Raw genomic sequence first — 22,264 nt, 5'->3', positions numbered from 1 at the left:
CGGGTGGCGAGTGAATTATTGTCCTGTATTGCCAACGTTTTCGTCAGCTTCCGCAGTCTCTGCATCCGCCATCGGTTTTTCCTGCTCGGGAAGTATTTCGGGTATGCCATTTCTGAACTGCGCCCACATCTGCTGACGGTGGATGCTGCCTTCCGGCGTCATTGTCAGCACGCCTGTCTCCCCGGTCAGTGAGGCCGTATTCACCTGCTTGAGTAATGGCAACCTTTTGCTCAGTTGCCATGCATCGGCGCCCATGGCAAACAGTCGGCCAAGCTGGCCACGAGTGCCGGAGAGGTATCTGGTCGACTGCGTTCTGAGTTCGCTTGGCTTGCCAATGACCCAGGGGATATCCGTAAAGATCACGTCATTCAGATCCCGGTCGCGGGAGGGATCCGGTGTGCCTTCATAAACAATAGACGGAGAGTAGACTGGAAGGTCGCCACCGAAATAATACGCGAACAGTGGCTTGAACTGACGGGCCACAGTCGGATCCGCGACCATAACGATTGCCTCGGCATCCTGCCGTCGTCTCGGTTCAAACTCCACGTCCATGCCGATCGTACGTTCAACCTGGATTGCACGATCCCGGGAAACAGTAATGCCAAGAAGGTCCGCTGTCACAGCCCTGAGATTGTCCTCCCGGAAAAACCTTGCGATATCCAGGGCCGTCGTGTTGGTGTCGGCCATGCGCTGCAAGAGCGCCGCCTCTATGCGGTCTCCCCACTCTCCCTGAGGAATCAGAATCAGTACATCCTGAATACTTTCGGCTGCCAGGCGATCGGCAATCTGGCGCGCTTCATCTTCGGCAGACAGTCCGAACTGGTACAGCCCATCCGGTATCTGGTTGCCGGCTGGAAGATAGTTGAGGCCAAGTGCCGGGACGGGAAGTGTGTTTAGCGACCGGAGACCTGCTAGAGCATCCTTTTCGAGGGGGCCAACGATCAGATCGATATCCTTTCTGGACAACTGTTGGTATAGCTCGCTGAATGCCTGGCCCGATGTGTCGACAATTTGTATGTCGGTTTTGCTGTGGTCTACTGAGTCGTCGAGATAGTACGCGGCGACAAACCCGTCGCGGATTGCCTTGCCGGCACTGGCCAGTGGTCCGTTCAACGGTATGGCCAGCGCAATTTTTTCCGGCCGGCTTTGAGCCAGGGTAGCAATCAGTTGCAGTTCGGAGGGGAGCACTTGCGCGGCCGGGTGTGCCGGCCAATCGTTCTGCCAGCGACGAATGATGCGGCCCTGTTCGTCAAGCCCGGCTCCCTGCGCCCGAAGCGCTGAGGCAAGCTCTAGCCACCCCTGCGTTTCATAGCCGATGGCCTTACTGCTGATGGTTTGGAGTTCGGGGTCAGAAACGGACTTGAGTAATTGCCAGATCCGGTTATGCACCTCTTGCGGATTTACAGTGCTGTCTGTCTGAGCCAGAAGAATCAGGGTCATGGCTGAAGACACCCTATCTCCGGCAAGAGAGTAGGTCTGGGCCTGAAGGTCTGCCGCGCGGCTTACCAGCTCGGGGCTATAGCCAATAAAACTGTCAGGTGTCAGGTTGATAACCAGGTTGCGGGCCCAGTCGCTGTCATCAAGCGCGACTGCGCTCGCCATTGAAAGCAGGCGCTTCTGGTCTTCCAGTGGGGGCGCCAGTTGCGTGAGTTGGGGACTCTGCAGTAGCGTTCGGGCCGCTATGTGGTCACCCTGGTCCTGGAACCGGTTGGCAATACGCAGCAAATAACGCTGGGCTGTGTCACGATTGCTTTCCTGTCCTGCCAGTTCAAGAGCCTGCTCTGGACTCTGGGCAATATGGGACTGCAAATTAACGCTCGCGCAACCCGCTGACAGCAGTGCCACGGCAAATACACTGGCCAGGGCTCGATGGTTGATACGGTTCTTGATCATGGCAAGCTCGAAATACTCCGGAGAAATGGGCTTGTGGCGCCGGTCTAACGGTGGCAAGTTTAACAGCTCCGGGGTCAATTCACATGACGTAAGTGTCATGGTGCGAGGTCAGTAACAATGAGGCAGGTAATTTGAAATCCGAGGTTGGAGGGTCGGTATCCAAAACCGACAGCAAGGAACAGTCCCCAGGGGTTCTTTATATCGTGGCGACCCCGATAGGTAACCTGGCTGACATGTCTCCCAGGGCCACCGCCATTCTGTCCCGGGTTGACGTGGTTGCCGCGGAAGACACTCGCCACAGTGGTCGTCTTCTTCAGCATCTAGGGCTCCAGAAACGCCTGATTGCATTGCACGATCACAATGAGCGGAATCGGGCCGCAGGCCTGTTGGATGAACTGGAGGCAGGGCACGATGTTGCGCTGATTTCGGATGCGGGCACGCCGCTGATCTCGGACCCGGGATACGTTCTGGTGCGCGAAGCACGAAACCGGGGGCTGACGGTTTCCCCGGTGCCCGGGCCCTGTGCTCTGGTCACCGCTCTCAGCGCTGCCGGCCTGCCCACAGACCGTTTTCTGTTTGTCGGATTTCTGCCTGCGAAACGCACGGGGAGGCGCGCTGCCCTCGACCAGCTCCGGCAGGAGTCAGCGACTCTGGTGTTCTATGAATCGCCTCACCGAATACTGGGTGCAGTGAGGGATATCGCTGAAGTCCTGGGCGAGGAGCGGGAAATCGTGCTTGGTCGGGAGTTGACCAAGGCTTTTGAAACCTTTTATTCCGGGTGTGTGAGTGAAGTGCTTTCAGTGCTTGAAGCGGATCCGCATGGTACCAAGGGCGAGTTCGTAGTGATGATTCGGGGTGCGGAGCCTGTTGCCAGTGATGAAGATGCCGGCGCGCTGGATGTCGACCGCCTGATCAGACTGCTGTTGCCGGAGTTGCCTGTGAAGAAAGTCGCTAAACTGGTGGCGGAGCTCAGCGGCCGTCCGAAAAACGAGCTCTATCAAAGGGCGCTCGAGTTGAAGCAGGGTTGATGAGGTGGGGCGCTTTTCCTTGCAAGGCGGGGTGGGCAGGAGTATTGTCTCGCCCGAGCTCGCCAGACAGTCGCCGCCGGTTTAACCGGGGGAGGAAAGTCCGGGCTCCGCAGGGCAAGGTGCCAGGTAACGCCTGGGCGGCGTGAGCCGACGGAAAGTGCAACAGAAAGTATACCGCCTAAGCACCTATGGGTGCCGGTAAGGGTGAAACGGTGCGGTAAGAGCGCACCGCGTGACTGGCAACAGTTCACGGCGATGGTAAACCCCACCTGGAGCAAGACCAAATAGGAATCCAATGGCGTGGCCCGCGCTGGATTCGGGTAGGTTGCTTGAGGCCTGTGGTGACGCAGGCCCTAGATGAATGACTGTCCAAGACAGAACCCGGCTTATCGGCGAGCTCGACTTTTTCCTTTCATGCGAAGTTCATCATTCTTAATAAATGTCTGTTATAGCCAAAAAATCTTAAACCTCACTTGTCTTCTTCAGACTTTTTTGCAGGTGTTTGATTTTTCTTCTTTTCTTTTCTGTAATCTCACCGTTTTCTCAAATCATTGTCCGTAACCTCTTGTCGTAAAAGGAACTTTTGCGAGTACGACGCTCTTCGCGGCGCTTGCATTGTGTATTGCGTGTTTCTATAGTGTGCACAAGTGGGAAAAAGTGGTTTGTAGTGGTTTTTTGTGGATTTCCAGCTCTCAGAGACGGTGTAAATGAGCAATTTTCTCGGCAGTCATGCCATCAATATGGATGCGAAGGGTCGCCTGGCGATCCCCACCAAGGTGCGCGAAGAGCTTGCGCAGTCTTGTGGCGGCCGCATTGTATTGACTGCCAATGCCGATGAAGAGAGGTGTTTGCTGGTTTATCCAGAGCCTGAATGGGAAGAGTTGCGGCCCAAAATTGAAGCGTTGCCCAATATGAACAAGGCTGCTCGCCGGCTTCAACGGTTGCTGCTTGGTAATGCTGCGCCAATGGAACTCGACTCCGCAGGACGTATCCTCATTCCGCCGACTTTAAGAAGCTATGCCTATTTTGAGAAAAAACTGATGCTGATTGGCCAGGGTAAAAAGCTGGAGCTCTGGAGTGAGGAGCGCTGGTTTGCCTGGCTGGATGAGTCTTCTGATGATGAAGATATGCCGCCTGAAATGGAGGCGCTCTCATTATGACCTCCGATCGCAGGCAGAAGGACGGGGCAACGCTTCCGCATCGCTCGGTTCTTTTGGACTCGGCGGTCGACTACCTGATCAGTGACCCCGATGGCAAATATGTGGATGCGACTTTCGGTCGTGGAGGCCACAGTCGCCTGATTCTGGATCGCCTTGCAGAAAAAGGTCACCTGTTGGGCATCGATAAGGATCCCGAAGCGATCGGAGTGGCCGAACAGTTCGCCATCAAGGACGCACGTTTCTCCTGGTTTCATGGGTCGTTTGCGGAGCTTGATCTGGCACTTGCGCGCAGGGAATGGCGAGATGTTAACGGTGTTCTCATGGACCTCGGCGTATCGTCCCCCCAGCTTGATGACGCCTCACGCGGCTTCAGTTTCATGCGGGACGGTCCCCTGGATATGCGAATGAACCCGCAACAATCCCCAAGTGCCGCAGAGTGGCTTGCCCAGGCGGAAGAACAGGACATCGCGAATGTGATCTGGCGATACGGTGAGGAGCGATTCTCCCGGCGTATCGCCCGGCTTGTTGTCGAGCGCCGTCAGGAAGAGGCCATCGAAACGACTCGCCAGCTTGCAGAGCTGGTCAGTGAAGCGGTGCCTAAAAAGGAAAAGCACAAACACCCTGCCACCCGGACCTTTCAGGCCATCCGGATTTTTATTAATCGGGAGCTGGAAGATCTGGAGGCTGGGCTGCATGCGGCCGTGGAGCATCTGGCGCCCGGTGGCCGGCTGGTGGTGATCAGTTTTCATTCACTTGAAGATCGGCTGGTCAAGCGGTTCATGAGGGATCTGGCTCGCGGGCCTCAGTTGCCGAAAGGCATACCGGTGACGGCCGACCAGGAAGCGTCAGCATTTCGTCTGATTGGCAAGGCCAGCAAGGCAGGAGCTGACGAGGTGGGTGAGAACGTCAGGGCCCGGAGCGCAGTGATGCGGGTTCTTGAGCGCATTGAGGCCAATACAAATTCACAGGGGGGCGCGTGAGCATGGGCGCGGTAGCCATAGAGCAGCCGATCAAGTCGGCCAAGCGTAACAAACAGAGAGTGCGTGACGGTGTTGCAGCAGCTGTGCGGATTTCTCGTCAGGTTTTTGAAGCGACCAGGCAAAAAAACGTACTGGTATCACTGATCTTGGTGGTGCTGTTGCTGGCGTCGTCGATCGGAGTGGTTGTCAGCTCTCACGAAAACCGTGAACTCTTCAATACGTTGACTCACCTCCAGGGCGAGCGGGATCGGTTCCACAGAGAGTGGAGCCAACTGTTGCTGGAGCAGAGTGCGCTCAGTGCTCACGGCCGGGTAGAAAACTTGGCCGCCGAACGGTTCAGTATGGTCGTTCCAGGTCGTCAGGACATTGTTCTGGTGCCGCTTATGTCGGCGGCTGCCCCAAAATAATCAAACATAGCAATAACCGTCAGGGTGATTGATTTGTCCGGTCAGGGAAAGCAGACAACATGGCATCAGAGACTGGCGGCGGGCCTTAAAGCCTGGCGCTTTGGGTCTGTGCTGGGCGTCTTTCTGCTTGTGGTTGCGACTCTTGGTTGGCGCCTGGTCGACTTGCACGTGGTTGATAATGACTTCCTTCGTCAGCAGGGCGACGTGCGCACTATCCGGATAGAGACCATTGACGCCCACCGCGGCGTTGTCTCGGACCGCTATGGCGAGCCACTCGCCGTGAGCACGCCCGTTCAGACAATCTGGGCAAACCCTTCGGAAACGGATCCGGACGAAGCGCGACTGACAAACCTGGCCCGGCTTCTGGAGGTCAGTGAGGCCGATCTTCGTGAGCGGCTTCGGGACTACTCGGGGCGAGAGTTCATTTACCTTCGGCGAAAAGTTCAGCCAGCGCTTGCGAAAAGCGTCATGGGTCTGGATATCGATGGGGTCTATACCCGCCAGGAATACCGTCGTTACTACCCTGCAGGGGAAGTGACTGCTCACATTGTTGGTTTCACCAATATCGATGAGCATGGTCAGGAAGGCATGGAGCTGGCTTACAATCAATGGTTGTCCGGCGAGTCTGGCCGCAAGCGGGTTCTCAAGGACAACCGTGGTCGGATTATCAAGGATCTGACCCTTATTCGCGATGCCAGTCCCGGTCGCAACCTGGAACTCAGTCTTGACCTGCGCCTGCAATACCTCGCTTACCGGGAGTTGAAAGCAGTGGTTAATGCCCACAGTGCCCGCGGCGGCACACTGGTGATGCTGGATGTGGACACCGGTGAAGTGCTGGCGATGGTCAATCAAGGATCCTACAACCCCAATGACCGAAGCCAGTTGGCGCCCGAAAATCTCAGAAACAAGGCAATAACCGACCTGTTTGAACCTGGCTCAACTATGAAGCCGATTACCATGGCGGCCGCCCTTGAATCCGGGAAGTATTCGATCAATACCACGATCGATACATCGCCGGGTTACCGCCGTTTTGGCCGTTTTACCATACGGGACCATCGCAACTATGGCGTGATCAGCCTTACCGACATCATCGCCAAGTCCAGCAATGTCGGGATTAGCAAGATCGCAACAGATATTGGCGGAGACACCATACGTGACCTTTACGCACGGGTAGGTATTGGCCAGCCCACCGGCATCGGTTTTCCGGGAGAGGCGGTGGGTGTCTTGCCCGCGCCACCAAAGTGGCGTCCGGTTGAAGAAGCAACGCTGTCCTATGGCTACGGTATGAGTGTCAATGCCCTGCAACTGGCGCAGGCTTATATGGTGATCGCAAATGGCGGCATTCGGTACCCTTTAAGTCTGTTGAAACTGGACAAGGAACCCGAGGGGCAGCGCGTGCTCTCAGAAAAGGTTACCTATGAAGTTCGTAATATGCTTCGGGAAGTTGTTACGCGCGGTACTGGCACCCGAGCGCAGCCCGGTTTCTATTCGGCCGGTGGCAAAACCGGAACGGTTCACCTGGTGGGTAAGCAAGGTTACGAGGATAGCCAGTACAAAGCGATTTTTGCGGGGATGGCGCCCATTGATAATCCGAGAATTGTTGCGGTGGTGGCCGTTGATGCGCCCCAGTCAGGGGAATATTACGGGGGAGAAGTCGCGGCTCCGGTATTCGCCAGGGTAATGAGTGACGCACTGCGACTGCTGAATGTGAAGCCTGAACTGGAAGTCGGGGGCGCATCTGCGCCTGAACGGGCAACCGGGGCGAGGGGGTAGGCCCATGTGTATGACATCTCTCAGTACGTTGTTACAGGGTATTGCTACAGTGCCGTCCGTGTTTGACGTGACCATTCATGGGCTCAAGACAGATAGCCGGGACGTGAATTCGGGGGATGCATTTGCCGCCCTGTCGGGTGCGACAACGCCAGCAGACTTCTATGTGGACAGCGCCATCAAAGCGGGTGCTACGGTAGTGCTGCTTGACTCCGATGTTCCCGGCGAATGCTCTGAGCACCATGGCGCTTTGATCGTGCCGGTGGCTGGGTTGAGAGCGCAGCTTGGCAAGATCGCCGATCGGTTCTTCGAACATCCGTCCCAGCGGTTGCGCCTGATAGGTGTAACCGGAACCAACGGCAAAACGTCAGTTTGTCAGTACATCGCCACTCTCCTGAAAGAAACGGGAACGCCCTGCGGTGTTTTGGGTACCGTAGGATATGGCATGCCTGGTGCGCTGCAGCCCTCGACGCACACAACGCCGGACGTGGTTCAGGTGAATCGTGTGTTGTCACGGATCCTTTCGCAAGGTGGTCGGGCCGCTGTTATGGAAGTGTCATCCCACGCGCTTGACCAGGGACGCGTGGATAGCCTGGTTATGACTGCTGGCGTGTTCACCAATTTGACCCGGGACCACCTCGACTACCACGGTTCGATGGAAGCCTATGGTGAAGCCAAGGCAAGGCTGTTCGAGCGCGAAGAGCTTCACTTTTCCGTGATCAACTTCGACGACCCGTTTGGGCGTCAGTTGTTTGGCCAGCTTGAGGGGCAGTGCGATCGGGTACGTTACAGCCTTCATGAAGCCCAGACGGAACTCTGGCTGAAAGACTTCAGCCCGACAGACAGTGGTTTTGATGCGACAGTAGATGGCCAGTGGGGCAAATTTGATATTTCTGTGCCGTTGATGGGCAGCTTCAATGCAAGCAACGTGCTTGCCGCCATGGCGACGGTACTTACCTTGGGGGTCCCTGTTGATAGGGTGCAGCGAGCGGCGAGCCAGTTGGTGCCCCCTCCCGGCCGCCTCGAAAAATTCAGCAGCGCAGATGGCGTTCGGGTTGTCGTTGATTATGCCCATACGCCGGACGCGCTTGCCAGCGCTCTTGCTGCTTTGAGACCCCATGTTGCCGGGCGCTTGATCTGCGTGTTCGGCTGCGGTGGTGACCGCGATAGCGGCAAGCGTCCGGAGATGGCCCGGGAAGCGGAAAAGCTTGCCGATGTGGTGATCGTTACTGACGACAACCCTCGAAGTGAAGATCCGGTCGGGATTGTTCGGGACATCATTGCCGGGTTTTCCGTGCCGGAACGGGTTGTCATTGTTCATGACCGTGCTGAGGCTATTGCCGCCGCAATTCAGTCCGCCTGTGCCGAGGATCTTGTGCTGGTGGCAGGCAAAGGCCATGAAACCTATCAGGAAGTGGCTGGCCAGAGATTCCCTTTCAGCGATGCAGAGCAGGTTCGCCATGGCTTGAACCTGAACGGGGGTGTGGCATGATGCGCGCCTTTTCCCTGGGAGAGGCCTGTCGCTGGACCGGGGCAGCCGGTGTTTTTCCGGTTTTCGATACCCTGCTTTTCTCCGGCGTGTCCACCGATTCCCGGTCAATCGGGAAGGGCCAGCTTTTTGTGGCTCTTCGTGGTGAGAATTTTGATGGGCATCGGTTTCTGCAGAAAGCGCGGGACCGTGGTGCTATCGCGGCGGTCGTGGACACCGCTGATGATGCTTTGGACCTGCCCCAACTGGTCGTTGAAGACACCATTGAGGCGCTGGCGCAGCTGGCGGCCGGCAATCGTGCAGAGAGCGATGCGCAGCTGGTTGCGGTTACCGGCAGTAGCGGTAAAACCACGGTGCGGGAAATGACGGGTGCGATCCTGCAGCAGATGGGGGCGACGCTAGTCACCGAGGGAAATCTGAACAACCACATCGGTGTACCTCTGACTCTTTTTGGTCTGGCGCCGGAGCATCGCTATGGCGTCATTGAACTCGGTGCCAGTGGCTTGGGCGAGATTGCCCATACGGTGGCGATTACCAGGCCCCAGACAGTGATTCTGACTAACGCCGGTTCTGCGCATCTGGAGGGCTTTGGCAGCTACGAGAATATTGTTATCGCAAAGGGTGAGATTATCGACGGCGTGGCAGACGATGGTCTGGTCGTGCTTAACCGGGATGATCCGGCCTTTGAGCATTGGCGAGATCGTGCCGGGGAGAGGCGCGTTGTGAGTGTCAGCAGACTGGGCCACCCTGAAGCGGACTACATCGGGACCAGATCCGGAGCTGACCTGACGGTAACCGGACCCGGAGGCTGGTCTTGCACTGCGGAGCTGGCTCTGGAAGGAGAGCACAACATCAGCAATGCGCTGCTTGCTATCGCCGCGGCCCGGGATTTCGGGGCCGATAATAGTGCAATCTCGACTGGTTTGACTGCGGTCAAGCCGGTCAAGGGGCGGCTTCAGAGTCTGGATCTGACCCCTGAGCTGACGGTGATCGACGATAGTTATAACGCCAATCCTGCTTCCATGAAAGCGGCAGTAGGCGTTCTCGCAAAGAGGTCCGGAAAGCGAATTGCCGTTTTCGGTGCCATGGCAGAACTAGGGCCCGATGCGCGTGCTTTGCACCGGGAAGTGGGCGAGTGTGCCCGGGATGCGCAAATCGAACGACTGCTGACTGTTGGTCCAGGGTGTGAAGGCTACGCGGAAGGCTTTGGTGAAAGTACGGAGATGTACCAGACCCACGAACAGGCTGTTGACGCAATCATTGATGCCAAACAGACACCCGCAACCGTGTTGGTGAAAGGTTCTCGCAGTTCTGCCATGAATCGCGTGGTGGAGGGAATTAAAGAAAAGGTGAATAACTCATGCTGCTCTGGCTGACAGAGGCTCTATCACAATATTTCTCCGCTCTGACGGTGTTTCAGTACCTGACCCTGAGAGGGATTCTGGGAACGCTGACTGCGCTCCTGATTTCGCTCATCATCGGGCCGGTAATGATTCGTAAACTGGGGCAGTATCAGATTGGCCAGGCAGTGCGTGATGATGGGCCTCAGACCCACCTTAGCAAGGCCGGTACTCCGACGATGGGGGGCGCGCTGATTCTCGTCGCCATCGGTGTCAGTACGCTGCTCTGGGCCGACCTGAGCAGCCGCTATGTATGGGTGACGCTGCTTGTCACCCTTTTGTTCGGTGCCATTGGCTGGGTAGATGACTATCGCAAAGTAGTGGAGCGGAATCCCCGTGGTCTGCCAGCGCGCTGGAAGTATTTTTGGCAGTCAGTTATTGGTGCCGGAGCTGCCATTATTCTGTTTTTCAGTGCCGCGCTGCCGCAGGAGACTTCCCTGTATGTGCCGTTCGTGAAACAGGTCTCGCTGACGCTTGGACCAGTCATCTTTATTCTGCTCAGTTACTTTGTGATCGTTGGCAGCAGTAATGCCGTTAATTTGACCGATGGCCTGGACGGTCTCGCGATCATGCCCACGGTCATGGTTGCTGGCGCTCTTGGGCTCTTTGCCTACCTTTCCGGCCATGCCCAGTTTGCCAACTACCTGTTGATCCCCCATCTGCCGGGCACTGGTGAACTGATTGTGTTCTGCGGAGCCATCGTGGGAGCCGGTCTGGGTTTCCTTTGGTTCAACACCTACCCGGCCCAGGTTTTCATGGGTGATGTAGGCGCGCTGGCCCTTGGTGCAGCGCTCGGTGTGGTCGCCGTAATTGTGCGACAGGAGATCGTATTGTTCATCATGGGCGGTGTGTTTGTGATGGAAACCGTGTCAGTCATTCTACAGGTGGCGTCTTTCCGTCTGACCGGGCGGAGAATTTTCCGTATGGCGCCCCTGCACCATCATTTTGAGTTGAAAGGCTGGCCGGAACCGCGCGTGATTGTGCGCTTTTGGGTAGTTACCGTTGTTTTGGTCCTGATTGGCATTGCCAGTCTCAAGATACGCTAGGAATAGAAGCAATTATGAGTGTCATTGTTTCGGATCGTCGCACACTGGTTGTAGGGCTCGGTAAAACCGGGCTGTCCTGCGTGCGCTACTTATCCGGGCAAGGCAGGGAATTTGCTGTCGCGGACAGCCGGGAAGCACCTCCGGGACTGGATCAGCTGCAGGCCAACTGGCCGGATGTGCCGGTTTACCTGGGTGAGTTTGATGCTGATCTATTCGCGACATTCAACGAGTTGGTGGTCAGTCCCGGTATCAGCACTGCCGATCCGGCTATCGTGCGGGCAGCGCAAGGTGGCACTCTTATTCGAGGTGATATCGACCTGTTTGCTGAGGCTGCTGATGCACCTGTTATCGCGATAACCGGCTCCAACGGCAAGACAACCGTCACCACGTTGGTCGGTGAAATGGCGAAAGCGGCAGGCCGAAAGGTCGAGGTCGGTGGCAATATCGGAACGCCTGCCCTTGATCTGCTTGGCTGCGGTGCCGACCTGTACGTACTTGAGCTGTCCAGCTTCCAGCTGGAAACCACGCATGAGCTGAATGCTCTGGCCGCAACCGTTTTGAACGTGAGCGACGATCATATGGATCGTTATCCGAGCAAGATGGCTTACTTCCAGGCCAAGCAGCGTATTTTCCGGGGCTGTCAAAACGCCATCGTTAATCTGGACGATGCTCTTAGTACGCCCATGGCACGTGACACTCTTCGGTTCATCTGTTTCGGGTTTCACCGGGTCAATCCGGAGACTTTCAGCACCCGCGAGGATGATGCAGGCACTTGGATTACCTATGGCTTCGACAACCTGTTGCTGACCAGTGAGTTGAAGTTGATGGGCCACCACAATATCAGCAATGTCATGGCCGCCCTGGCGCTCGGCTCCGCAGCCGACCTGCCAATGGAGGCCATGCTGGAGGTAGCTCGCAATTTTCCGGGGCTGCCTCACCGCTGTGAGTTTGTCCGCCGAATCGGTGACGTGGACTACATCAACGATTCCAAAGGCACCAATGTAGGGGCTACTGTGGCGGCGATAGACAGTCTTGTTCCTGAACATGGCAAATTGGTACTGATTGCCGGTGGGGATGGCAAAGGCGCGGATTTTACGCCACTTGAGGCCCCTGTGATGTTGAACTGCCGTGCGATGGTGCTGATCGGCCGGGATGCAGAGCAGGTTGCCGAGGTGGCCGGAACAAATGTAAAGGTACAATTCGCCGGCACCATGGCAGAAGCGGTTTCCACTGCGGCCAGCCTGGCGCAGCCCGGAGATCGGGTGTTGCTTTCTCCTGCGTGCGCAAGCTTTGACATGTTCCGTGACTATGGTGATCGCGGCGACCAGTTCCGAAGACTGGTGGAGGCGCTGTGATGCATACCGGTATCGCAATACCTGACCGGAGTCAGTGGCTGGGAGAGATCAAGCCCCTGCCCATGCTGGTGATCAGTTCGGTTGCCTTGTTGGTCATGGGGGTCGTGATGATCTCCTCGGCGTCAATGGATATGGCCACGGAGACCATGGGTAACGGTTATCACTATGTCATTCGCCAGGTGTTGTTTGCGGGCATGGGATGCGTCATGGCGCTGGTCGCGGTGAATGTGCCCGTGGCTTGGTGGGAGCGTAGTGGCTGGCTGTTGCTGGGCGTGGGCATGCTGTCCCTGATCCTTGTTCTGACGCCACTTGGGCGCACAGTCAACGGCTCTACGCGCTGGATTCCTTTCGGCCTGTTTAACGTGCAGGTGTCGGAAGTGGCCAAGCTCTGCCTGATTGCCTATCTGGCGGGATATGTTGTGCGTCGCAGGGAAGAGCTTCTGAATACCTGGTTGGGTTTTTTCAAACCTTTGGTGGTGCTTGGGCTTGCCTCGGTTTTGTTGGTGATTCAGCCAGATTTCGGAGCCACTGTTGTTTTGGTGTCTGCCGCAGCCGGCATGATTTTCCTGAGCGGCGTGAGGCTCAGCAGGTTCGTCCCATTGATTGTAACACTGGTGGTTCTGGGCGCGGTCCTGGTGCTGACCCAACCCTACCGTTTGAAACGGGTGGTGAGTTATCTCGATCCCTGGAAGGATCAGTTCGACAGCGGTTACCAGTTAACGCAATCGTTGATCGCATTTGGTCGTGGTGAATGGGGCGGCGTGGGTCTCGGAAACTCAATCCAGAAACTGTTCTATCTGCCCGAAGCCCATACCGACTTCATTTTCGCGATCATTGCGGAGGAATTTGGGCTGCTTGGGTCGCTTCTCGTTCTGTCCATGTTCACGTTACTGGTTGTCAGTGGTTTTGTGATTGCCCGCCGGGCAGAAAAAGCAGACATGCCGTTTGGCGCCTGTTTTGCCTACGGGATCACGTTGCTGATAGGGCTGCAGGCGACGATCAATATTGCAGTCAGTACCGGCATGTTGCCAACCAAGGGATTGACGCTGCCGCTCGTTAGCTACGGCGGGTCCAGTCTGATGATTATGTGTATCTGTATCGGTGTCCTTGCGCGGGTTGAAATGGAGCGGCTCGACAAAGAAAGGCTCGCCCGCGAGAAAGTTGGTCCGCGAACCAGGGGAGGCGCTTCCTATGAGTGATCAGCGTCGTTTCCTGATAATGGCAGGCGGTACCGGCGGCCACGTGTTCCCGGCTCTGGCGACCGCGCGTGCGCTAGAAGAGAAGGGGCATCAGGTTTACTGGCTGGGAGCCAGCGGTGGTATGGAACAGCGGTTGATTGGCGATACCGATATCCCGCTGTCCCTGATTCATATTTCAGGTTTGCGAGGAAAGGGCAAGCTGGCCCTGCTAATGGCGCCATTCCGGCTGATGCGAGCGTTGGGTGAGGCTTTCACAGTCGTGCGCAGAGTTCGGCCCGATTGCGTCGTCGGTATGGGAGGTTTCGTCACAGGGCCTGGTGGTGTTGCGGCCTGGCTGACCCGGACTCCGCTGGTTATCCATGAGCAGAACGCCATAGCGGGCATGACCAACCGCATTCTGGTTCGATTTGCTGAAACCGTGCTAGAGGCTTTTCCCGGAAGTTTTGGTGGCGGTGTGGTAACCCGGTGTACGGGCAACCCGGTACGTCAGGATCTCGCAAAACTGACCGCACCCGAGCAAAGAATGGCGGGTCGTGCCGGGAGTCTTCGCCTGCTCGTGGTAGGTGGCAGCCTTGGTGCCCAGGTATTCAATGAGCAGTTGCCGGAGGCTTTGGCCTTGCTGCCGCAAGACGAACGTCCGGAGGTTCGCCACCAGTGCGGCGAAAAGAATCTGGACGCCGCCCGTGCGGCGTACGAGCAGCACGGAGTTGAGGCAAGGGTGGAGCCCTTTATCAAAGATATGGCAGAAGCCTATGGTTGGGCCGACGTTGTGCTGTGTCGCGCCGGAGCGCTAACCGTTTCAGAGCTTTGTGCTGCGGGTATTGGCGCGATTCTGGTGCCGTTTCCCCATGCTGTGGATGATCACCAGACCAAGAATGGTCAGCAGATGGTGCAGGCCGGTGCGGCCATGCTTATTCCCCAGCGCCGACTGACGCCGTCGGTGCTGGCTGAAACCCTGGGCGATCTTGGAAACGATCGGACCCGGGTCATGAACATGGCGATGGCCGCGAGAACGCTGGCCCGTCCCGATGCAACGGAGAGAGTCGTGAATTACTGTCTGGAGGCCGCCCATGGCTGATACAACCAATCCGCCGCTGGTCTATCAGGTGCCGGAAATGCGCCGGATTCGCCATATCCATTTTGTGGGTATCGGGGGTGCCGGCATGAGCGGCATTGCTGAAGTTCTCAAGAACCAGGGTTACGAGGTATCGGGGTCGGATCTGAAAGAGGGTGCGGTGACCGACCGGCTCAAAGCTCTGGGCGTTGAGGTTCAAATAGGCCATCGTGAGGATAACAGTGCCCGAGCAGATGTGGTCGTGGTGTCTTCCGCCGTGGCCTCCGATAATCCGGAAGTCGTGTCTGCCCGCAGTCGCCGGGTTCCGATTGTGCCCCGAGCAGAAATGCTCGCCGAAATCATGCGTTATCGCCACGGCATAGCTGTGGCCGGCACCCATGGAAAAACCACCACTACCAGCCTGATTGCATCAGTCCTCGGTGAGGCTGGTCTGGATCCCACGTTTGTTATCGGTGGCAAGCTCAACAGTGCGGGCACCAATGCCCAGCTCGGTGGCTCCCGTTACCTGGTCGCTGAAGCTGACGAGAGCGACGCTTCGTTTCTGCACCTGACACCGGTGATTTCGGTTGTGACCAACATTGAAGCCGACCACATGGATACCTACGGTGGGGATGTCGAGAAGCTGAAGCAGACATTCGTGGACTTCCTGCATAACCTGCCGTTTTACGGGGTCGCCGTTATGTGTGTTGATGACGCCTATGTTCGAGAAATCATTCCCCGCATCTCCCGGGCCATCATCACTTACGGTATTGACAACCCCGAGGCTGACTACCGCGCGGAGCAAATTGAATCGGATGGACTGCGCACCCGTTTTGTCGTCAAACGGCCCGGCGGGCGTAGTGATCTGGTGGTCGAACTCAAGATGCCCGGCCGTCATAACGTATTGAATGCAGTCGCCGCCATTGCGGTGGCAACAGATGAGGGTGTTGCCGATGCTGCAATCTGTCAGGGGCTTGCGAGCTTTGCCGGCGTGGGTCGCCGGTTCCAGGTCTACGGCGATTATCAGACGCCGAAGGGCACGATCACGCTGGTGGATGACTATGGCCACCACCCGACCGAAGTAGAGGCAGTGATTCGGGCCGCCCATGATGCCTGGCCCGGTCGCCGGCTGGTGATGCTATATCAGCCCCACCGTTACAGTCGTACCCGTGATCTCTACGAAGATTTTGTGCGGGTTCTGTCGGAGGTGGACGGCCTGTTGCTGATGGAAGTGTATTCCGCAGGTGAACCGGCCATTCCCGGGGCCGACAGCCGTGCACTGTGCCGGAGCTTACGGCAGCGTGGCAAGGTTGAGCCGATCTTTGTGGAAGACGACAACGAGATTGAAAGCCTGTTGGCCAACGTACTTCAGGACGGTGACCTGCTGATGACTCAGGGGGCCGGAGATATTGGTGGTGTAGCGGCAAGGTTGGCCGTAGCAGGAGTGATTGCCAGTGAGTGACATGCAGCATCCCGAACCTCAGGCATATCAGGCTGCTCCGGAAATTGTCCGGGCCCTGGGCCGTGTTGCCGTGTTTATGGGTGGAGACTCCGCCGAGCGAGAGGTGTCCCTGAAGAGCGGCAAGGCGGTGCTGGCGGCTCTCCTTTCTGCCGGCGTCGATGCCTTCGCTGTGGATGTTCAGGGTTGCCTGCTGAGAACCGTTGAAAATCCGGACTTTGACCGGGTGTTCATCGCACTGCATGGTCGCGGTGGTGAAGACGGCACCATTCAGGCGATTCTGTCGCAAGCGGGTATTCCCTACACAGGGAGCGAGGTGCTCGCGTCGGCCCTGGCGATGGACAAACTGCGTACGAAATACGTTTTTGAAGGGTGCGGTCTGCCGACACCAAGGTTCCGCACCATGGCCGATGTTCGTGACGCGGCTTTGATTGTAAGCGAGTTGAAAACACCGTTGAGCGTAAAGCCGTCCCGGGAAGGCTCCAGTATTGGTATCCGCAAGGTTCACACGGCAGACGAATTAGCGGAAGCCTATGAGGAAGCCGCGGCGCTGGACAGCCTGGTGTTGGTCGAAGAATGGATCGAGGGCCCCGAGTTCACAGTCAGTCTGTTGCAGGACAGGGCGCTGCCGGCCATTGGTCTGAGTACTGATCACGTGTTTTACGATTACCACGCCAAGTACCTGGCGGATGACACTCGCTACCGGATTCCCTGCGGACTGGCACCGGACGACGAACTACGCCTGCAACAGCTGGCGCTGGATGCGTTCCGGGTGGTTGGCTGCCGAACTTGGGGGCGGGTAGACATCATGCAGGACGCGGATGGCCAGTTCTGGTTGCTGGAGGTGAACACCGTGCCCGGAATGACCGATCACAGCCTCGTACCCATGTCAGCAAAAGCCGCAGGCATCAGTTTTGAAGAATTGGTGGTGCGGATTCTTCGCGACACCTTGGAGGATGCCAGTGCTTGAGACATTGCTGATCCGGAGCCGGGCGGTACCGTCCGAGCCCCCCCGCCGTCGGGGGGCTACGACCCTCGGGCCAGAGCGGGACCGGTTTGGCGTGTTGAGAGCCGTGTTGGCCGCGGTCCCCTGGCTGCAAGTTGGAATGGGTGCGGTGATCGTGTTGCTGGCTGCGTTGGTGCCATGGGGGACCGGCAAGGTCCTCAACGCCATGGATCAGCAGTTTCTGGCGGTTGATGTGAATGGTGATTTCATCGGCGACAGCAGAGTCGCCATCGAGCGGGCGGCAGGCGACTGGGTTGGCAAAAGCTACTTCGCCACCGACCTCTCGGAGATCAAGGCGAGCCTTGAACAGAGGCCTTGGGTAGAGTCGGCTGCGGTTCGTCGGGTCTGGCCTGATCGCCTGGTTATAGACATTCGTGAGAAGAAACCACTGGCCTACTGGACCGACGGACGACTGGTTAGCCGGACTGGCGAACTGTTCGCCCCGCAGAATCCCCAAGTCGCGGGCAAGTTGCCACGGCTGGCGGGTCCGGACGAGCGGGTACGCGACGTCATACGGATGGCGCGAACGATGAGCGAGGAGCTGGTTGGTCATGGCCTGAATTTCGCCGGTTTATCGCTTGAGCAGCGGGGAGCCTGGACGCTGAAGTTGTCCAACGGCATCGAGGTGGTGCTGGGTCGGGATCAGGTGGAGCAGCGGTTTGAACGGTTCATCACAGTGTATGAAACCCGACTGGCGTCCCGGTCGGATGAAGTCAGTCGGGTCGATGCCCGTTACACCAACGGTGTGGCAGTGCAGTGGAAGGCAGCCGAAGGCGCTTCCAGTCCGAAATCATAGAAACGGTTAATTCAGACCACGGTTTGGTGAGATACATGTCATCGGTTGAAACGGAAAACATGATTGTCGGCCTCGATATCGGAACCTCCAAGGTGGTTGCGATTGTCGGCAAGCGCAAGATGGACGGCACGATCGAGGTGGTGGGCATCGGTTCCCATCCGTCACGGGGGCTTAAGCGCGGTGTGGTGGTCAATATCGAGACCACCGTCCAGGCTATTCAGCGCGCTGTGGAGGAGGCTGAATTGATGGCCGGGTGCCGCATTCATTCGGTGTACGCCGGGATCGCGGGCAGTCACATCAAGAGTCTCAACTCCCACGGCATCGTTGCCATCCGTGATCGCGAGGTCACGCAGGCGGATATCGATCGCGTCATTGACGCCGCTCAGGCCGTTGCCATACCTGCTGACCAGAAGATCCTGCATATTCTTCCGCAGGAGTTCGTCATCGACAGCCAAGAGGGCATCAAAGAGCCAATGGGCATGTCTGGTGTCCGTCTGGAAGCCAAGGTGCATCTGGTGACCTGCGCCGTTAATGCTGCCCAGAATATTGAAAAATGCGTTAGGCGCTGCGGACTGGAGGTGGATGACATCATCCTGGAGCAACTGGCCTCCAGTCACGCCATTCTTACCGAGGATGAAAAGGAGCTGGGTGTCTGTGTGGTAGACATCGGTGGAGGTACCACGGATATCGCCGTATTCACCGGGGGCGCCATTCGTCATACCGCAGTCATTCCCATCGCGGGTGACCAGGTGACCAACGATATTGCTATGGCGTTGCGCACACCCACGCAGAATGCCGAGGAAATCAAGATCAAGTATGCCTGTGCCCTGACGCAGCTGGCCGGAGCGGATGAAACCATCAAGGTTCCGAGTGTCGGTGATCGTGCCCCGAGGGACCTGTCACGGCAGGCCCTGGCGGAGGTGGTGGAGCCTCGCTATGAAGAGCTGTTTACGCTGGTCCAGTCCGAGCTTCGTCGCTCGGGCTTCGAGGATCTGATTCCTGCGGGCATCGTGATTACAGGCGGTTCCTCCACCATGGAAGGCGTGGTGGAGCTGGCCGAAGAAATCTTCCACATGCCGGTGCGGCTGGCCTGTCCTCAGGCGGTCTCTGGCATGACGGAAGTCGTCAATAATCCGATATACGCCACGGGCGTCGGGTTGTTGATACATGGTTTCCGCCAGATGGATCTGGGGCGGACGCCGGTGCTCAAGGGTGAAGACGCACCCTCGCTGTTTGAGCGCATGAAGGCCTGGTTTACCGGTCATTTCTGACGACGCCGGGCTAGCAGTAAAACGAAGGTATCTCGAAAACACAATCTCGAACAAACAGCCTGGAAAGGCTGACATAACAGCACGAAGGAGTAGGGGAAATGTTTGAACTCGTCGATAATGTCCAGCAAAACGCTGTCATTAAAGTCGTCGGTGTAGGCGGTGGTGGCGGCAACGCCGTACGTCACATGCTCAACAGCGACATCGAAGGTGTGGAATTTATCTGCGCCAACACGGATGCACAGGCGCTGACCGATATGGATGCGCGCCAGATCATTCAGCTCGGTGGCAATATCACCAAGGGGCTGGGTGCCGGCGCCAATCCGGAGGTCGGTCGTCAGTCCGCCCTGGAAGACCGCGATCGCATCGCCGAAGCCATCAAGGGCGCGGACATGGTCTTCATCACCGCGGGCATGGGCGGTGGTACCGGTACCGGTGCTGCTCCGGTGGTGGCAGAAGTTGCCCGGGAACTGGGTATTCTGACCGTCGCGGTCGTAACCAAGCCGTTCGTGTTCGAGGGCGGTAAGCGCATGAGTGTGGCTGATTCCGGTCTCAAGGAACTGGAGGAAACGGTTGACTCATTGATCACCATTCCGAATGAGAAACTGCTGGCGGTTATGGGCAAAAAGACCAGCCTGCTGGATGCCTTTGCGGCTGCCAACGACGTTCTGTTGGGTGCGGTTCAGGGTATTGCTGATCTGATTACCCGCAACGGTATGATTAACGTTGACTTTGCGGACGTGAAAACGGTTATGTCCGAGATGGGTATGGCCATGATGGGTACTGCTCGCGCCACGGGCGAGAATCGTGCCCGTGAAGCCGCGGAGGCTGCGGTCCGTAGTCCGCTGCTGGAAGATATCAACCTGCAGGGCGCCAAAGGCATTCTGGTTAACATCACCGCAGGCATGGACCTCAATCTGGGTGAATTTTCCGAGGTTGGCGATATTGTGCGTGAATTCGCTTCTGACTCCGCGACCGTAGTGGTTGGTACCGTAATCGATCCGGAAATGACCGACGAGTTGAAGGTTACCGTGGTTGCGACCGGTCTTGGCGGCGATCGTGAGAAGCCGACAAAGGTGGTCGATAACACCCGAACCCTGGACGGCAAGACCGACTATAACCAGCTGGATCGTCCGGCGGTTCTCCGCCGTCGTGCAGTTTCCAATGGCAACGTAGCGATTGACCAGAGTAAGGATAGTGAGGAGCAGGGGGTCGACTATCTCGATATTCCCGCATTCCTCCGTCGGCAGGCTGACTGATAGACTATTAAAAATGTGATCCGGTTCCGGTTCCTGTGCGAAAAAGGGAACTTTCAGACTGGTGGCAACGTGCATTGATTGCCTTTAAATCCAGCGCCGTAAGAGCGTAAGGCTTTGCTGGATCGGCTAAATAGTATTCAGTCTTATTTTCTGTTATTCTCCGGGCAGATTTTTGCCCAGAATATCGCCATTTTGTGACGGAATTATGTACCGATGATCAGACAACGGACCCTCAAAAACACCATCCGAGCTACCGGTGTTGGCCTGCATTCAGGTGAAAAGGTATACCTGACGCTAAAGCCAGCCCCTGTAGACTCGGGCATCATCTTCCGACGCACCGATCTGGATCCTGCTATCGAGATCCGTGCCTGTGCGGAAAATGTGGGTGAGACCATGCTGTCCACGACGCTGGTAAAAGACGGTGTCCGTGTGGCGACAGTTGAGCACCTACTGTCGGCTATGGCTGGTCTCGGAATTGATAACTGCTTTGTTGAGCTTAGCGCAGCTGAAGTACCGATCATGGACGGCTCCGCCGGGCCTTTCGTCTTCTTGCTGCAATCTGCCGGTATTGCCGAGCAGGACGCTGCCAAGCGCTTCATCCGCATAAAGCGTGAAGTGGCAATTGAAGAGGGCGACAAGAAGGCGACCTTCCTGCCGTTCGAAGGCTTCAAGGTAAGCTTCGGGATCGATTTCGATCACCCGGTCTTCAAAGGTCGCGCCCAAACGGCGACTGTTGACTTCTCCAGTACTTCCTTCGTGAAGGAAGTCAGCCGTGCAAGAACTTTCGGGTTTATGCGCGATATCGAGAAGTTGCGGGCGATGAACCTGGCGCTGGGTGGCAGTGTGGATAATGCCATCGTGGTTGACGACTATAAGATCCTGAACGAAGACGGTCTTCGCTACGATGACGAATTCGTCAAACACAAGGTGCTGGACGCCATTGGCGACCTGTATTTGCTGGGCAACAGCCTGATCGGTGAGTTCCGGGGCATCAAGTCCGGTCACGACCTGAATAACAAGCTGCTGCGCAAGCTCAGGGCTGAAGAGGACGCATGGGAAGTCGTCACATTTGACGATGAAGCCACGGCGCCCATTTCCTACATGAAGCCTGTGCTGGCGGCCCAGGGTTAAAGCAGGAAGCTTTAATCCCGGACGTGGCTTGCGAGTTTTTCGAGAACCTCGCGTAGTTTTTCATCCTTCGTGTGCCCGGCTTCCTCTTTGAGGAGTCGGGCATTTTCTTTACTCAGAGGGGCTTTTTTAAACCGGGGTTTTTCCCGAAAACGGGGCGGTGCCACTTTCACTTTCAGTTTCCAGACAAAGCGGAAGAGTTCATTCGTCCGTATTTTTTCCATGATTTCATGCTGTCGAAAGCGGATCTGGCTGGCTTTTCCCGCATTTTCCGCAGATAGCACCAGCTCCCCTTCATTACAACTTACGAAGCGGGTTCCTGTGATCAGCTCGGGCGGGACAGCCGTTAAAACCTGCTCCTCGGCCTGGCGATGGAGCTCGGCGCGAGCGACGAGCTCTTTCAGGGCCGGTGTGCCTCCGAGCTTGTCAAAGGTCATTTTCTGTTCGCTTTTTCGCTTCATGGGCGGTTTTTTCTCGACGACTCCGTTTACGATTGGTTACACTTCGGCACGGTTTGTGCGTGGTGGCTGTATTACACTCCTTCTACATTGTGGTAAATCAGTATAT

19 protein-coding genes and 1 other RNA gene are annotated in these 22,264 nt (G+C 57.0%); 18 read left to right on the top strand and 2 right to left on the bottom strand.

Translation table 11 applies throughout. The features are described from left to right. Positions 1 to 15 precede the first annotated feature (15 nt). Positions 16 to 1,950, bottom strand: a complete 1,935-nt coding sequence (locus BKP64_RS11570) for a penicillin-binding protein activator (protein ID WP_227515376.1) — start codon at positions 1,948 to 1,950, stop codon at positions 16 to 18. Between the two features lie 74 nt (positions 1,951 to 2,024). Here BKP64_RS11570 and rsmI point away from each other — a divergent pair, with 74 nt between their 5' ends. From rsmI to lpxC, 18 genes are all read left to right on the top strand, one after another. Beyond that, entirely contained in the window at positions 2,025 to 2,921 is an 897-nt protein-coding gene (gene rsmI, locus BKP64_RS11565) for a 16S rRNA (cytidine(1402)-2'-O)-methyltransferase (RefSeq protein ID WP_070970101.1), read from the top strand. Positions 2,922 to 2,975: 54 nt separating this feature from the next. After that, an RNA gene (gene rnpB / locus BKP64_RS11560) (RNase P RNA component class A) lies at positions 2,976 to 3,326 on the top strand. A gap of 302 nt (positions 3,327 to 3,628) precedes the next feature. Further along, the gene (gene mraZ, locus BKP64_RS11555) at positions 3,629 to 4,081 is read left to right on the top strand and encodes a division/cell wall cluster transcriptional repressor MraZ (protein ID WP_070970098.1); all 453 of its coding nucleotides are present in this window, start codon (positions 3,629 to 3,631) and stop codon (positions 4,079 to 4,081) included. Then, a complete protein-coding gene (gene rsmH, locus BKP64_RS11550) occupies positions 4,078 to 5,061 on the top strand; it encodes a 16S rRNA (cytosine(1402)-N(4))-methyltransferase RsmH (RefSeq protein WP_070970096.1) in 984 nt (327 codons plus the stop codon). Before mraZ ends, rsmH begins: the two co-directional genes overlap by 4 nt. Before the next feature lie 2 nt (positions 5,062 to 5,063). Further along, positions 5,064 to 5,468, top strand: coding sequence for a cell division protein FtsL (ftsL, locus tag BKP64_RS11545; protein WP_070970093.1), 405 nt, complete (start codon positions 5,064 to 5,066; stop codon positions 5,466 to 5,468). Between the two features lie 33 nt (positions 5,469 to 5,501). Further along, positions 5,502 to 7,241 (top strand): peptidoglycan D,D-transpeptidase FtsI family protein, encoded by a 1,740-nt coding sequence (locus BKP64_RS11540; protein ID WP_070970090.1) that lies wholly within the window; start codon positions 5,502 to 5,504, stop codon positions 7,239 to 7,241. A gap of 4 nt (positions 7,242 to 7,245) precedes the next feature. Beyond that, entirely contained in the window at positions 7,246 to 8,730 is a 1,485-nt protein-coding gene (locus BKP64_RS11535; RefSeq protein WP_070970088.1) for a UDP-N-acetylmuramoyl-L-alanyl-D-glutamate--2,6-diaminopimelate ligase, read from the top strand. Continuing rightward, the gene (locus tag BKP64_RS11530) at positions 8,727 to 10,103 is read left to right on the top strand and encodes a UDP-N-acetylmuramoyl-tripeptide--D-alanyl-D-alanine ligase (protein ID WP_070970085.1); all 1,377 of its coding nucleotides are present in this window, start codon (positions 8,727 to 8,729) and stop codon (positions 10,101 to 10,103) included. Before BKP64_RS11535 ends, BKP64_RS11530 begins: the two co-directional genes overlap by 4 nt. Further along, positions 10,088 to 11,173 (top strand): phospho-N-acetylmuramoyl-pentapeptide-transferase, encoded by a 1,086-nt coding sequence (gene mraY / locus BKP64_RS11525; RefSeq protein ID WP_070970081.1) that lies wholly within the window; start codon positions 10,088 to 10,090, stop codon positions 11,171 to 11,173. Before BKP64_RS11530 ends, mraY begins: the two co-directional genes overlap by 16 nt. Positions 11,174 to 11,187: 14 nt before the next feature. Continuing rightward, positions 11,188 to 12,528: a UDP-N-acetylmuramoyl-L-alanine--D-glutamate ligase gene (murD, locus tag BKP64_RS11520; RefSeq protein ID WP_070970079.1), complete on the top strand. Its 1,341-nt coding sequence runs from the start codon at positions 11,188 to 11,190 to the stop codon at positions 12,526 to 12,528. Continuing rightward, entirely contained in the window at positions 12,528 to 13,727 is a 1,200-nt protein-coding gene (gene ftsW, locus BKP64_RS11515; RefSeq protein WP_070970077.1) for a putative lipid II flippase FtsW, read from the top strand. The genes murD and ftsW overlap by 1 nt, the downstream gene beginning before the upstream one ends. Then, positions 13,720 to 14,805 carry an undecaprenyldiphospho-muramoylpentapeptide beta-N-acetylglucosaminyltransferase gene (murG, locus tag BKP64_RS11510; RefSeq protein WP_070970074.1) on the top strand — a complete coding sequence of 362 codons (1,086 nt, stop codon included), beginning with the start codon at positions 13,720 to 13,722 and terminating at the stop codon, positions 14,803 to 14,805. Before ftsW ends, murG begins: the two co-directional genes overlap by 8 nt. Continuing rightward, complete coding sequence (gene murC / locus BKP64_RS11505; RefSeq protein ID WP_070970071.1) at positions 14,798 to 16,243, top strand: UDP-N-acetylmuramate--L-alanine ligase; 1,446 nt, start codon at positions 14,798 to 14,800, stop codon at positions 16,241 to 16,243. Before murG ends, murC begins: the two co-directional genes overlap by 8 nt. A gap of 1 nt (position 16,244) precedes the next feature. Further along, entirely contained in the window at positions 16,245 to 17,210 is a 966-nt protein-coding gene (locus BKP64_RS11500; protein WP_070970068.1) for a D-alanine--D-alanine ligase, read from the top strand. Next, positions 17,203 to 18,042, top strand: a complete 840-nt coding sequence (locus BKP64_RS11495) for a cell division protein FtsQ/DivIB (RefSeq protein WP_070970065.1) — start codon at positions 17,203 to 17,205, stop codon at positions 18,040 to 18,042. The genes BKP64_RS11500 and BKP64_RS11495 overlap by 8 nt, the downstream gene beginning before the upstream one ends. 35 nt (positions 18,043 to 18,077) lie before the next feature. After that, complete coding sequence (ftsA, locus tag BKP64_RS11490) at positions 18,078 to 19,313, top strand: cell division protein FtsA (protein WP_070970062.1); 1,236 nt, start codon at positions 18,078 to 18,080, stop codon at positions 19,311 to 19,313. A gap of 98 nt (positions 19,314 to 19,411) precedes the next feature. After that, positions 19,412 to 20,569: a cell division protein FtsZ gene (gene ftsZ / locus BKP64_RS11485; protein ID WP_070970060.1), complete on the top strand. Its 1,158-nt coding sequence runs from the start codon at positions 19,412 to 19,414 to the stop codon at positions 20,567 to 20,569. 213 nt (positions 20,570 to 20,782) lie between these two features. Next, on the top strand, positions 20,783 to 21,700 hold the full coding sequence (lpxC, locus tag BKP64_RS11480; RefSeq protein WP_070970057.1) for a UDP-3-O-acyl-N-acetylglucosamine deacetylase: 918 nt from the start codon (positions 20,783 to 20,785) through the stop codon (positions 21,698 to 21,700). Between the two features lie 11 nt (positions 21,701 to 21,711). On the opposite strand, the gene BKP64_RS11475 is transcribed toward lpxC, so the two are convergent. Then, entirely contained in the window at positions 21,712 to 22,158 is a 447-nt protein-coding gene (locus BKP64_RS11475; RefSeq protein WP_070970054.1) for a DciA family protein, read from the bottom strand. Between the last annotated feature and the right edge of the window lie 106 nt (positions 22,159 to 22,264).

The organism is Marinobacter salinus, assembly GCF_001854125.1.
Classification (GTDB): domain Bacteria; phylum Pseudomonadota; class Gammaproteobacteria; order Pseudomonadales; family Oleiphilaceae; genus Marinobacter; species Marinobacter salinus.
This window is presented reverse-complemented; position numbering and strand designations above follow the sequence as displayed.

Coding starts and splice junctions, on each gene's coding strand:
- mraZ (WP_070970098.1), top strand. CDS start 3,629: ATGAGCAATTTTCTCGGCAGTCATGCCATCAATATGGATGCGAAGGGT.
- rsmH (WP_070970096.1), top strand. CDS start 4,078: ATGACCTCCGATCGCAGGCAGAAGGACGGGGCAACGCTTCCGCATCGC.
- ftsL (WP_070970093.1), top strand. CDS start 5,064: ATGGGCGCGGTAGCCATAGAGCAGCCGATCAAGTCGGCCAAGCGTAAC.
- BKP64_RS11535 (WP_070970088.1), top strand. CDS start 7,246: ATGTGTATGACATCTCTCAGTACGTTGTTACAGGGTATTGCTACAGTG.
- BKP64_RS11530 (WP_070970085.1), top strand. CDS start 8,727: ATGATGCGCGCCTTTTCCCTGGGAGAGGCCTGTCGCTGGACCGGGGCA.
- mraY (WP_070970081.1), top strand. CDS start 10,088: ATGCTGCTCTGGCTGACAGAGGCTCTATCACAATATTTCTCCGCTCTG.
- murD (WP_070970079.1), top strand. CDS start 11,188: ATGAGTGTCATTGTTTCGGATCGTCGCACACTGGTTGTAGGGCTCGGT.
- ftsW (WP_070970077.1), top strand. CDS start 12,528: ATGCATACCGGTATCGCAATACCTGACCGGAGTCAGTGGCTGGGAGAG.
- murG (WP_070970074.1), top strand. CDS start 13,720: ATGAGTGATCAGCGTCGTTTCCTGATAATGGCAGGCGGTACCGGCGGC.
- murC (WP_070970071.1), top strand. CDS start 14,798: ATGGCTGATACAACCAATCCGCCGCTGGTCTATCAGGTGCCGGAAATG.
- BKP64_RS11500 (WP_070970068.1), top strand. CDS start 16,245: ATGCAGCATCCCGAACCTCAGGCATATCAGGCTGCTCCGGAAATTGTC.
- ftsA (WP_070970062.1), top strand. CDS start 18,078: ATGTCATCGGTTGAAACGGAAAACATGATTGTCGGCCTCGATATCGGA.
- ftsZ (WP_070970060.1), top strand. CDS start 19,412: ATGTTTGAACTCGTCGATAATGTCCAGCAAAACGCTGTCATTAAAGTC.
- lpxC (WP_070970057.1), top strand. CDS start 20,783: ATGATCAGACAACGGACCCTCAAAAACACCATCCGAGCTACCGGTGTT.
- BKP64_RS11475 (WP_070970054.1), bottom strand. CDS start 22,158: ATGAAGCGAAAAAGCGAACAGAAAATGACCTTTGACAAGCTCGGAGGC.